At 51.7% G+C, this 12,704-nt stretch carries 12 protein-coding genes; 1 reads left to right on the top strand and 11 read right to left on the bottom strand.

Annotation, left to right across the window (positions count from 1 at the left end; all coding sequences use genetic code 11):
• Nucleotides 1-22 precede the first annotated feature (22 nt).
• A complete protein-coding gene (locus B5G27_RS05465) occupies nt 23-1,276 on the top strand; it encodes a dihydroorotase (protein ID WP_087177921.1) in 1,254 nt (417 codons plus the stop codon).
• A gap of 968 nt (nt 1,277-2,244) precedes the next feature.
• Here B5G27_RS05465 and B5G27_RS05475 read toward each other — a convergent pair.
• The 11 genes from B5G27_RS05475 to B5G27_RS05525 all read right to left on the bottom strand — a co-directional run bounded on the left by B5G27_RS05475 (nt 2,245) and on the right by B5G27_RS05525 (nt 12,576).
• Nucleotides 2,245-2,658 (bottom strand): bacteriohemerythrin, encoded by a 414-nt coding sequence (locus B5G27_RS05475; RefSeq protein WP_087177923.1) that lies wholly within the window; start codon nt 2,656-2,658, stop codon nt 2,245-2,247.
• Nucleotides 2,659-2,771: 113 nt separating this feature from the next.
• Nucleotides 2,772-3,608, bottom strand: coding sequence for an NAD(+) diphosphatase (gene nudC, locus B5G27_RS05480; protein ID WP_087177924.1), 837 nt, complete (start codon nt 3,606-3,608; stop codon nt 2,772-2,774).
• Nucleotides 3,605-4,069: an SsrA-binding protein SmpB gene (smpB, locus tag B5G27_RS05485; protein WP_087177925.1), complete on the bottom strand. Its 465-nt coding sequence runs from the start codon at nt 4,067-4,069 to the stop codon at nt 3,605-3,607. Before smpB ends, nudC begins: the two co-directional genes overlap by 4 nt.
• Nucleotides 4,070-4,081: 12 nt before the next feature.
• Nucleotides 4,082-6,193 carry a ribonuclease R gene (gene rnr / locus B5G27_RS05490; RefSeq protein ID WP_087177926.1) on the bottom strand — a complete coding sequence of 704 codons (2,112 nt, stop codon included), beginning with the start codon at nt 6,191-6,193 and terminating at the stop codon, nt 4,082-4,084.
• 121 nt (nt 6,194-6,314) lie between these two features.
• On the bottom strand, nt 6,315-6,557 hold the full coding sequence (gene secG / locus B5G27_RS05495; protein ID WP_087177927.1) for a preprotein translocase subunit SecG: 243 nt from the start codon (nt 6,555-6,557) through the stop codon (nt 6,315-6,317).
• 81 nt (nt 6,558-6,638) lie between these two features.
• Nucleotides 6,639-7,082 carry a hypothetical protein gene (locus tag B5G27_RS05500; RefSeq protein ID WP_087177928.1) on the bottom strand — a complete coding sequence of 148 codons (444 nt, stop codon included), beginning with the start codon at nt 7,080-7,082 and terminating at the stop codon, nt 6,639-6,641.
• Between the two features lie 25 nt (nt 7,083-7,107).
• Nucleotides 7,108-7,548: an RbsD/FucU family protein gene (locus tag B5G27_RS05505; protein ID WP_087177929.1), complete on the bottom strand. Its 441-nt coding sequence runs from the start codon at nt 7,546-7,548 to the stop codon at nt 7,108-7,110.
• A 132-nt stretch (nt 7,549-7,680) separates the two neighbouring features.
• Complete coding sequence (locus B5G27_RS05510) at nt 7,681-8,790, bottom strand: substrate-binding domain-containing protein (protein WP_087177930.1); 1,110 nt, start codon at nt 8,788-8,790, stop codon at nt 7,681-7,683.
• Between the two features lie 240 nt (nt 8,791-9,030).
• On the bottom strand, nt 9,031-10,038 hold the full coding sequence (locus tag B5G27_RS05515; RefSeq protein WP_087177931.1) for an ABC transporter permease: 1,008 nt from the start codon (nt 10,036-10,038) through the stop codon (nt 9,031-9,033).
• 13 nt (nt 10,039-10,051) lie between these two features.
• The gene (locus tag B5G27_RS05520) at nt 10,052-11,548 is read right to left on the bottom strand and encodes a sugar ABC transporter ATP-binding protein (protein WP_087177932.1); all 1,497 of its coding nucleotides are present in this window, start codon (nt 11,546-11,548) and stop codon (nt 10,052-10,054) included.
• Between the two features lie 53 nt (nt 11,549-11,601).
• The gene (locus tag B5G27_RS05525; protein ID WP_242958237.1) at nt 11,602-12,576 is read right to left on the bottom strand and encodes an ABC transporter permease; all 975 of its coding nucleotides are present in this window, start codon (nt 12,574-12,576) and stop codon (nt 11,602-11,604) included.
• Between the last annotated feature and the right edge of the window lie 128 nt (nt 12,577-12,704).

A 12,704-nucleotide genomic window follows, 5' to 3' on the forward strand; every position in this document is an offset into this window, starting at 1 on the left:
ACATTCTCTCAGGAGGTTGCTTATGCTCATTAAAAATGGTTTTGTAACAGATCCCGGCACTCAGCGTGCCGGAGTATATGATATCCGTATAGAAGACGGCGTGATCCGCGAGATCTCCGCAGACATCCCCGCCACTCCGTCAGAAGAAGTCCTGGACGCCGGCGGACTGACGGTGGCTCCCGGGCTCATTGACACTCATGTCCACTTCCGCGACCCGGGATTCACCCACAAGGAGACACTCCACACAGGTGCGCTCGCCGCCGCGCGCGGAGGCTTTACCTCTGTCATATGCATGGCAAACACTTCGCCGGTCGTTGATTCCCTGCCGGTGCTGAAGGATATCCTTACCCGCGCAGAAGAAGAAAAGATCCACATCTACCAGGCTGCATCCGTGTCACGCTCTTTAAAAGGCGAGGAAATGACTGACATGGCGGCCCTGAAGTCCGCAGGAGCCTGCGGCTTTACGGACGATGGCATTCCGCTCCGCAATGCCGCCTTCCTTTACAGCGCCATGGAAAAAGCCAGGGAACTGGATGTGCCGGTCAGCCTCCACGAAGAGGACCCTTCCTTCATAAAAAATAACGGCATCAACCACGGCCCCGTCTCCGATCAGCTCGGCATCTACGGTTCACCGTCCATCGCCGAGGAATCGCTGGTCGCAAGGGACTGCATGCTCGCCCTGCGCTCAGGTGCCCATGTGGTCATACAGCACATCAGCTCCGGCCGCTCCGTCGAGTTGGTCCGCATGTTCAAAGCAATGGGAGCGAATCTCCACGCAGAGGCAACGCCCCATCACTTTACACTGACAGACGAGGCAGTCCTCAAATACGGCACCCTGGCAAAGATGAACCCACCCCTGCGCACGGAGGCTGACCGCCAGGAGATCATCCGCGGCCTCGCCGACGGGACCATCGATATCATCGCCACAGACCACGCCCCTCACAGCAGGGAAGAAAAAGAGCGTTCCATCACAGCAGCGCCCAGCGGTATCATCGGCCTTGAGACCGCCCTCGCCCTGGGCATCACCTCCCTGGTACGCCCGGGACATCTGACGCTGATGCAGCTCCTCGAAAAAATGACCCTGAACCCCGCTGCGCTGTACCATCTCCCCGCCGGGCAGATCAAAGAAGGCATGCCAGCGGACCTGGTGCTCTTCGATCCGGAAGAAAAATGGATCCCCACAGAGTACGCTTCAAAATCCTCCAACTCACCATTCACAGGGTGGGAGCTCTACGGGAAAGTCAAAGCAACCGTGTGCGGAGGGCGCATCATTTAAATCTGTAAATCTGTATTTGTGGGGGGGAGCCTTCAGTAGAGTCAAACGTCCGAAAACACCGAAGCGTGTGTACCGAAGACGTATTCAGCACGGGTGTGTGGGTGGCTTCGGCTCCGGGGCTCCGGGGCAGCAAAAACTAAGAAATCCGGGACTATGCTAAAAGCAGAGATCAGCAGGGAGCAACTCGGCGTTGCCTCAGACAAGCCCCCTGCTGATCTTAACGCATAGTCCCGGATTTCAAGTTTTTTCAAGCCCCTCCGCAGTCACCTCAGACACCCACACACCCGTGCTGAAAGGTTTTCGAAAAAGGCGCTTCGCTGTTTTCTGGTTTTGTTCAAGACGGAAGGTCCCCCGACAAATGCAGCGTTTAAAAACGTAGTGAGAGAGGGGAACTTCTTCGACAAAAAGCAACCTTCTCCAACCAGCAGAAACATACCCCAAGGAAAACCTTTCCGCCAAAAGAAGCCCTCCCCCAGCTGGCAGAATTCTATAACAAGAGAGGCGCAGCTCGCTGCGCCAAATCGAACGGCTACTCCTCTCCCGGAAGTCCATGCCACCTTCCGTTTAACAAAGCTTCCTGTTCCGCCGTCGAAGCTCCCCTTTCATCCAACTTTCGAAATCCTGCATTTGCCTGCGGGGACCTTCCGATCGGATGCGCGCAGAAAACCGGTCCCCTTTGATGCGCCTTTCGCGGCGGACGGGGATATGGCGACGGTGACTTGGAGTAATCTGCCGGAAAGACTTAAAGGGAGGAAGCGTGGCGTTAATTGTCCGGCGGATGCCTGAGGCGGAGCCGAATCTTCCGCCGGACAATTGCTTTTAGCCATGCTTTCTCCCTTTTACGTCTTTCCCAGATTACGGAACCGGAACCTGAGCCATATCCCCGTCCGCCGCGAAAACGTCCCGCATCACATCAACGGTTTTCGGACGTCATATTCACAAGGAAGGCTCCCCCACAAATACAGATTTTACAGTTTCTCGTTCATGAATTTATACTCTGCCACTGACCGGTCAAATCCTTTGATATGCCTGTACAGCCACTCAATGACGTTCTTATTGACCTGCTCTACGAACGCAGCGGAGGGGCCTTCTTCTTCCTCCAGCATATTATAGAGGTCTTTTACGACTCCGCGCAGTTTCTCATGCTCTTTTTTGTGGGCTTCGATCCCCGGGTACTGGATAGACTCCTGGAGCTTTTCCTCTTCCCCGAAGTGGAACTCCGTATAATCCGCCAGGTAATCCAGGGTCTTCACTGCGACCACTTTGTCCTTGCTTGTCTCGCAGCTGTCGAGGAGTTTATTGATCTTATCGATCAGCTCCCTGTGCTGTGTATCGATCATCTCATTGCCTGTTACCAAACTTTCATCAAATTCTGCTCTCATAATTCATAGCCTCCTTAAATGTTTTCTATACTGACCAGCCAGGGGATCCCTGCTGTTCCAGACTTTTTATCCCGCATTCTCTGCCCTGCGGCGCGCATTGAATACTGTCCGCTTTAAACCTCGCCCAGCTTAAACTTTATGATCATCTCATTCGTCAGGCTGTCTCGCGACGGCTCGACCGGGATTTCCTCACGCTCAAACCACTCTGCCAGAGAGAGTTCTTCCCGGTCAAGGGTGATCTCATCGCTGCCATCCAGATCGCAGTAAAAGCCCATGAGCAGTGTATCGCTGAACGCCCACGGCTGGCTTTTATAATACCGGATATTCTTGACCTTCAGCCCGACTTCTTCCATTACTTCCCTTGCCACTGTCTCTTCCACAGTCTCCCCGATCTCAGTGAATCCGGCGAGCAGAGCGTATTTTTTGTACGTCCGGCCCGCGTACTTGGACATCAGGATCCGGTTCCCGTCCGTCACCCCGATGATCACTGCCGGACAGATCTTCGGGAATTCCATATTGTGGCAGGAATCACATCTGAGCATCCGCTCTTTGTCATCCCTCACCATCATCTTACCACACCTGCCGCAGTATTTGTGATTTTTATACCAGTTATAAAGCTGATATCCTGTAATCCCTGCAAACGCATGATACTGGGGATCTGCCGCCCGGAAGATTTCCGTATTCTCCATTGTAAGATCCGAGAGAGGCTCCCTGTTGATATCCCTCACCAGGTAATAGCGCTCATCATCCACAGAAAAAAGATATATGTAATCCTCGTAGATCTCCTCATTAAGCCGCTCCAGTTCCCCGAACTTAGGGAATGTGATCCCTGACGGAGTTTTCTTCACAAGCACCCTGTGATCCTCATAGTATAACGCCCAGCTGTCCCTGTCCGGCGGAACAGGCCTGTACTGGTTATCCAGATGTCTCGGCTGTATGTCCTGTATCATCTCAGTCTCTCCTTAAATTCTCTCTGTGCTTCCCGCCTCTGGTCTTTTTTCGCGATATCATCCCTCTTGTCATAGAGTTTCTTACCTTTTGCCAGTCCGATCTCCAGCTTTACGAGGCTTCCGCTGAAATAGACCTGGAGAGGCACCACTGTGATGCCCTGCTCCTTCATCTTCCCGAAGATCTTATTGATCTCCTTTTTATGGAGGAGCAGTTTCCTGACACGGAGAGGATCTTTATTAAAAATATTGCCTTTCTCATAGGGAGAAATATGCATGCCGTAAATATACATCTCTCCGGATTCCACCCGTATGAACGCCTCTTTGATGCTGCACTTTCCCATTCGGAGAGATTTGACCTCCGTGCCGTGGAGGACGATCCCCGCCTCATACTTCTCGAGTATAAAATAATCATGATATGCTTTTTTATTGTTTGCGATCAACTTTGTCTCTGCCTTTGCCATAGTTACTTCTCCCTAAACGATCTCAAAATCCACCGTGCGCTGCACCTTATCCGCGCCAGTCACCCGGACTTTCACGCTCTGCCCGAGCTTATATGTCCTTCCGGTGTGCACTCCGGCCAGCTCATAATCCTGCTCTATGAACTCATAGTGGTCGTCCCGCATATCCGCCACATGGACGAGCCCTTCCACTGTATTGGGCAGCTCCACATAGATCCCCCACCGGGTCACGCCTGAGATCACGCCTTCATATTCCTCTCCGATGTGTCCTCTCATATATTCCGCTTTTTTCAGCTTCACGACCTCCCGCTCCGCTTCCTCGGCAGTCCTTTCCTTCGTGCTGCACTGGACAGCCGCCTGGGGGAGGATCTCCGCATAATGAGAGATGCGCCCTTTCCCAAGCCTGCCGCGCAGATTGTCCTTGATGATCCTGTGGATCTGGAGATCCGGGTATCTTCGGATGGGGGAAGTAAAATGGGTATAATACTTTGCCGCCAGGCCGAAATGTCCCGTATTCTCCGTGGAATACCTCGCCTGCTTCATGGAGCGCAGGGCAAGGCGGCTGATCAGCGCCTCCTCCGGAGTGCCGTCCGCTTTCCCGAGGAGCTTCTGGATCTCCTTGGGCTTCACTTCATTCCGCACATGGATGTGATAGCCGAAATTATTGATAAACGCCGAAAGCTGACGCATCTTCTCCCCGTCGGGCGTATCATGCGTCCGATAAAGAAAGGGTACATCCCGCCAGAAGTATTCCTCGGCAACCGTCTCATTCGCCATGAGCATAAAATCCTCTATGATCTTAGTGGCTGCATTTCTCTCGTAGGGCCTGATCTCCAGCGGCTTCCCGTCCTCGTCTAAAACAATCTTCGTCTCCGGGAAATCAAAATCAATAGATCCTCTGCGCCCTCTTCGCTCTCTTAAGATATCTGAGAGTTCTTTCATCTGCCGGATCATGAGGACGACCTCTCCGTTTTCACGCAGAGCCTCTTCCTCTCCCTCCAGGATCTTCGCGACACCGTTGTAGCTCATCCTTTTATCCACACAGATCACCGTTTCTGCGATCTCATGGTCCAACAGTTCCCCCGAGGGGCTGATCGTCATAATGCACGAGAGCGCCAGCCTGTCCTCCCCGGCATTCAGGGAACAGATCCCGTTCGACAATACATGAGGCAGCATGGGGATCACACGGTCCGCCAGGTACACGCTCGTCCCCCTCTCGAACGCCTCCCTGTCCAGAGCGCTCCTCTCCTGCACATAGTTCGCCACATCCGCGATATGCACGCCCAGCCGGTAATTTTCCCCTTCTTTCACAAGAGATACCGCATCATCCAGGTCCTTCGCGTCTTCTCCGTCGATCGTCACCATCTGCCAGGCCCTCAGGTCCTTTCGTCCCGCGCAGTCCGCCTCGCTGACAGGTTTGCCGACCCGCACAGCCTGCTCAAGGACTTTCTCCGGGAATTCCGTCTTTATCCCCATATCCATCACGATCGAAAGGATATCCGTACCCGGATCATTGACATGTCCGATGATCTCCGCGACTTTCCCCTCCGGCTTCATATGCTCCCCGCCATAGGAAGTCAGCTCCACTGCCACCTTATGCCCGGTCATCGCTCCCATTTCCTTTCCGGCAGGGATATAGATGTCGTGCAGATACCTCTGGTTATCCGGGCGGACAAAACCATAATTCCCGCAGCTCTCATACAGTCCCACTACGCGCGTGACACTGTGCGAGATGACGCGCACGACCTTACCTTCCCTGCGCCTGCCGTGCGGCGCCGCAGTGATGACAAACTCCACCTCATCCCCCTGGAAAGCCCCGCTTAAGTTTTCTTCCGCGATAAATACGTCTCCGCCGCCGTCTTCCGGCGTCACAAAGCCGAACCCTCTCATGTTAGCCTGGAACACCCCTCTCAGGCGTTCCGCATGCCCTTTACTGTACTTCCCGCGTTTCGAGAGCGTGATCTTACCTTCTTCCACCAGGGCGTCCAGCACTTCCTTAAGTTCGCCCCTCTGTTCCCCCGGGATCTGGAGCACAGCGGCGATCTCCTTTATCTTCATCGGCACATAGAGATCATCACAGATAAAATCAAATATCACCTTTTTACGTTTTTCAAATGTCTGGTCCATGTTCCACTCCTCGCTGCACGTACCTGGTGCTCCTGAAATTGCCTCTAAAATAATTTAAGCACCCTATACCATTATAGAGTGCTTACGTTGATCATTATCTTCTGATATAGTACTTTTCATACTAATTAAAGATTCCCAGATTGAGTACGACTGCCAGAATGATAAACAGGGCTGCCACTATCCTGGTAACTTTTACGAGTGTTCCTTCCATGGAACGTCCTTTATTATGCCCCCAATACGTATCTGCCGCACCGCTGATCGTACCAAGGCCTGCCGATTTTCCCTCCTGAAGCAGAATGATCGCAGCTAACGCAATACAGTCTATAACAAAAATGATCGTTAAAACAATCTTCAATACATCCATTTTTACACCTCCTGCGGATAAACCACGATTATTCTATCACAGTCATCGCTGCTTTGCAAGTCCCAAAAGCGCTAAAAATCCCTAAAATATCCCAAATATCTTTTCCCGGAACGCTCCGTAAAGGGTATCATAATCCGTATACTGGATCTTGCTGTCCTTAAACCGGCCGCCCCACTCATCCCTGAGATGGTCCGCGATCAGCACAGCGTCCCCGTGGCCTGTCATCAGGATTGCCGGGAAGACGTAATAGATCATAAAGAAATTCAAATCCATCTGGAGGGCTCCGCCTATCCTTCCGTTCCGGGGAGACGCAAATTTTTTCTCTACGCTCTCCGCGAAAACCCTGGCGATCTCTGCCGCAGCTTCCGGCTTATCCTCCGCGCTTTCCGTTATCTGTGTCATCTCCCGGAAATAATGCCCGTGTTCTCTCACAAACATTTCCATATTTTCTTTATAAGAAGCTTTCTTAAGCTTCTTCATCATCGGTTTCATATTTTCAAAAATACGCTCCACGTGATCCAGCATGCCGCAACCTCCATCTGTCATCTTCTCAATCTGTAACTACGCCCTTCTGAAGCATGATATTGGCATAGAGCGCCGACTCTCCTGTCGCAATGATCGCATATACTTTTTTTGCCTCTTCATAGAAGGCAAAGCGCTCGATATGTCCTACCGCGGCGTCTCCTCTGTCATCATACTTGCGGATGATCTCTTTATAAGTATCCCAGATCGGCGTTTCCACGTCATCACCAGGCATCACTTCCATCAGGTTCACCGGATGCTCCACATAGGTATCCAGAGGGAACACCTGAAGGATCGCGTCAAGGAGCTCCGGTACGCCGTGCCCGTCGCAGCGGATCACGATCGCGTCTTTTCCCATGGACTCAGCCGGGAAATTCCCGTCGGAGATAACCAGCCTGTCGCTGTGTCCCATTTCTGAAAGCACCATCAGAAGCTCAGGTGAAAGTATTTTCGGAATCCCTTTTAACATATCCCAAATCCTCCTCGATCATAAGATTTCTTCTTTTAAAAAGGAACCGGGAATTTCCCGATTCCTTTCTGTTTTCAGTTCCGTCTGTATCAGACTTCACTTATCTGCACGTTTTGTTCTGATAACTGCTGATTAGTCGTACAGGTTCGGAGCGATGTCGTCCTCTTCCATATTCTCAGCGTCATACCAGTAGCTGTCTGTTGCGATATCTTTTACTTCATTTCCTTCGCAGTAGTCATACAGAGCCTGGATTGCAAGGCTTCCCTGGTCAACCGGAGCCTGTGTAACAGCGCCGATGAGTGTGCCGTCAGCAACAGCTGCCTTCAGTGTAGCGCCAGCGTCAAATCCGACACCAACAACACCTTCTTCCGGTGTAGCTGCGAGTACGCTTAAGTTCTGGTTTGCTGTGAGGACACCCTCAGCTGTAACCTGGTTAGAACCGAAGATCGCGATCGTATCTTTTTTTGTCATGATGTTGGAAGCCTCTGTGGAGGACAGCTCAACTGTTGTCTGAGCCGGTACGGCAACCTCGATGATAACGTCAGCGGATGCCTCATCGCCGTTGTTCTCTACCTGGTCAACATAGTACTGGTTTCCTACAACTGCAACTGTCTTTCCGTCAGCCTCGATGAGCTCTTTCATCTTGTTGATGAATCCCATTCCACGTCCGGAGATGTTAGCGGATGTAGCGTCCTGGTTAACCTCACCGATCCTTACCTGCTCTGTCGCGTTTGCGATCGTATCTTTGATCACTTCATACATATTCTCAGCCGCAACTGCTCCGGCAGCCTCATTGTCTGTAGCGATCGTAGCGATGACAGATCCTTCCGGAGCATCCGGCACGCCTGTATCGAAGCATACAACCGGGATCTCTTTGTCAAGCGCTGTCTGGAGAGCCTCAAGAACTGCGTCCTGGCTGTTCGCTGCGAGAGCGATACCGTCCGGATTCTGGTTGATCGCGTTGTTCAGCATCTGAACCTGGTCAGCGATATCAGACTCAGCGTTCGGGCCTGTCTTATTTACTGTAACGCCAAGTTCCTCAGCTTTTTCATCAACGCCTGTGATAGCTGCCTGCCAGTATGTGGACTGGAAGCTCTTAACTACGACTTCAAAATGATATCCGCCGCCTTCGCCGCTGTCGCCGCCGTCAGTTGCTTTTCCGTCATCCTTGCTGCCGCATCCTGCTACTAATCCAGCTACCATACATCCGCCAAGTAACACTGCTAAAACTTTCTTTTTCATATTTCATATCCTCCTGAAATAATTTTTTCCGCCATGTTCGAAGTTCTGCGCTTCTGCAGCCAGACAGGCTTTTCCCGGATACCGTGCACATATCCGCCTTTTTCTGTCTCTGCCTGCGATCCGCCCCTTCAAGGCATGGCCCTCCTTTGTTTATATAGTAACAGCCGGCAGTTCGTCCTTTTTCATCCGAGATCCTCTCCCGGCTGTTATCTATCACATTGACCTGTTATTCAGTTTTTACTATTTTGCCTCTTTCTCTCTCTTCAGGATATCGATCAATACGGAGATGATCAGCACGATACCAGTAATGATCTGCTGCCAGTTCGCCGTCAGTCCGATAAACGGAAGACCTGTCTTCAGCAGACAGATGACGAATACTCCTGCCAGCGTACCTGTGATGCTTCCTACGCCGCCGGTCATGGACACGCCGCCGATGATCGCTCCGCCGATCGCGTCGAGCTCGAAGCCCGCGCCGCTTCCCGGCTGAACCGTAGCGAAGATCGCGGAGTATGCGATCGCTGCAAGTCCTGTAAAGAAACCGCAGATCACGTACGCCATGATGTGGTAGAATTTCACATTGACTCCGGAGAGCCTTGTCGCTTCTTTATTGCTTCCGATCGCCAGCGTGTAGCGTCCCATCTTCGTGTGGTTCAGGACAAATGTCATGATAATGACAAGAATGATGATCCACAGGAAGCCGATGGGGATATTCTGACCGCCCATCTTGATCTTAAAGATACTTCTGAACCAGCCGCCCGGAGCTGCCGCTGTCGGCCACGGGATACCGAACCCGCCTACGATCAGCGACCCGAATCCGCGGGTGATCATACATGTACACAGCGTCGCCAGGAACGGCGGCAGATCCATCAATGCTACCAGGCATCCGTTGATCACGCCGAAGGCAACGCCCAGCAGGATGCTTACCACCATACCTGCCCCGGTCGGCCAACCCTGATGTACGACGAGATATCCGCCGATCAGAGAATAGCAGATCAGGCCTGTACCGATGGAGAGGTCAACGCCTCCCGTCATCAGCGGGAACGCAACACCGATCGCCATCAGGGCAATGTAGTAGGAATAATCCAGGATACTTACAACCGTTGTATATTTTCTAAACTGAGGGCTCATTGCACAGAAGAAGATAAACATTGCGATCACGATGAGCAGGACGATGAATTTCTGTCCGCCCATGCGGTCAATGAATGACTTGTTCGTGCCGGCCGTTTTTGTTACTGATTTATTTGCCATCACGTTTTCCTCCCTAATTTATCTCTCTCGTAGCCATGTTCATGATATTTTCCTGGGTAGCTTCGGAAATATCCAGCTCGCCGGTCTTCTTACCTTCGCACATAACGACAATTCTGTCGCTCATACGCAGGATCTCGGTCATTTCAGAGGAAATCATGATAATCGCCTTGCCTTCAGACGCCAGCTGGTTCATCAGCTTATAGATCTCGTTCTTCGCGCCTACGTCGATACCTCTTGTCGGCTCATCGAAAATGAGGATATCGCAGTTCCTTGTCAGCCACTTGGCGATAACGACTTTCTGCTGGTTACCTCCTGACAGGTTCACAACAAGCTGGTCAACGCTCGGCGTCTTGGTCGCGAGTGACTCTACATATTTCTGCGCGATCTCTTTCTCTTTCTTCTTGTCAATGAACGGTCCGTTTGAGAACTCGTCCAGGTCAGCCATTGTCGTATTCTCAGCGACCGACTTCTGTACAACGATACCATACCTCTTTCTGTCCTCAGACAGATAGCCGATCCCGCACTTAACCGCATCCTGCGGATTTCTGATCGTAACCTTCTGACCGTTGACATAGATATCACCGCTGTCGACCGGATCCGCGCCGAAGAGCGCTCTCGCCGTCTCAGTACGCCCTGCGCCCATCAGCCCTGAGAAGCCGAGGATCTCGCCCTTGTGCAGTTCAAAGCTTACATCCTGCACCATCTTGCCCGCGTTAAGGTGTTCCACCTTGAGCACGACCGGGGCTCCCGGAGGCGTCATGTTCTTGGTCTTCGGATCTTCGTAGATCACACGTCCGACCATCATGTTGATGATATCATCCTTTGTGGAATCCTTGGTGATCAGAGTCCCTACATATGTACCGTCACGCATGACTGTCACGCGGTCCGTGATAACCTTGATCTCATCCATACGGTGGGAGATATAAACGATCCCAAGTCCCTGCGCCCTCAGGTCGCGGATGATCTTGAACAGCTCCTCGATCTCCGCCTCTGTCAGCGCTGCTGACGGCTCATCGAAGATAATGACTTTCGCCTCATGGGAGATTGCCTTCGCGATCTCGCACATCTGCTGCTTACCTACCGTCAGGCGGCTCATCGTCTCTGTCGGGTCGATATCGATATGCATCCTCTCAAAGAGCTTTTTCGCCTCTTCGTTCATTTTCTTATCATCAATACGGATGCCTTTTTTAAATTCTCTTCCGATGAAGATATTCTGGGCAACTGTCAGATGCCCCAGCATGTTCAGCTCCTGGTGCACAATAACGACGCCCGCATCCTGAGCCTCACGTGTATTGTGGAATTCCACTTCTTTTCCTTCATATGTAATGGTTCCGGAATCCTTTTTATAGATACCTGTCAGCACCTTCATCAGCGTTGACTTGCCGGCTCCGTTCTCTCCCATCAGCGCGTGTACTTCGCCTTTCCTGACTTCCAGATCTACATGGTCCAGCGCATGAACACCCGGGAAAGATTTGTCGATCCCTTTCATTGTTAATATAACTTCGCCCATATTCTTTACCCTTGCCTTTCTTAATCACACTCTCTGATTGCCATGTACCGTCATTAATTCTTCCTGCGTCTTGAAACAACGTCAGCGAATACTGCAACGATAACGATGATACCAGTGATGACAAGCTGAAGGTTCTTATCCAGGCTGAGAGCTAAAATACCCTCCTGGAGAAGAGAGATGATGAGGACACCGATGATCGTACCGCTGATCGAAGCAAGTCCGCCTGCCATCGAGGTTCCGCCCATTACGCAGCCCGCGATCGCCTCATTGTTGTACTGATCGCCGTAGCCCGGCTGTACCGTTGTGTATGCAGCTACATAGAAGATCGCCGCGATACCTACGAGGAGGCCGCATACAACGTACGCTGACATCTCCCACTTCTTTACATTAACACCGGAAAGTCTCACTGCTTCTTTATTGCTTCCAAGCGAAAGGATATAACGTCCCATCTTCGTCTTATTCAGGATGATCGCACAGACAACCGCAACTGCCAGCAGGATGATCAGGCCGACCGGGATGTCTCCCATCCTGACCATGTTCCTGTACCAGCCGCCCTCTGCGCTGGCCTGCGGCCAGTTTACGGACTGTGTCTGTGTGAACACAGATGCAAGTCCTTTGGAGATATTCATGCTCGCCATAGAAGTGATGAATGACGGCACGTTCCAGTACGCGACCAGATATCCGTTAAATACGCCGAACGCAAGCCCTACCACAAGGCTTATGATAAGCGCCAGCGGCATTGACACGCCATGGTTCACCAGGCTGAATCCCGCGATCAGGGCACAGCAGAACATGACCGGCCCGATCGAGAAATCGATCCCGCCTGTCGCGATGACAAATGTAACTCCCAGTGATAAAAATCCAAGGAAGTATGCATAGTTCAGCGCGCTTAAAATACGGCTTATCCCGACAAAGCTTCCGCCTGTCAGGGCACAGAACAGTCCGTACAGCAGGATAAGCACGATGCACAGTACGATCCTGTTAAAGCCTACCTTTTTGACTAAAGGATTTTGTTTGATACTTTCCACTTTTCTTCCTCCCATCTTTTGCTTCGATGCATTGTTTCGATTCATGGTGCCTCACTTATTTTGATTCCCCCATTCCTCGCTTTTTCGTGTAACGGTTCGCTTTTTCCCTATCCTTATTTATTTGTTTT

It is taken from the genome of Lachnoclostridium sp. An76, assembly GCF_002161355.1.
GTDB classification, from domain to species: Bacteria; Bacillota; Clostridia; order Lachnospirales; family Lachnospiraceae; genus Mediterraneibacter; species Mediterraneibacter caccavium.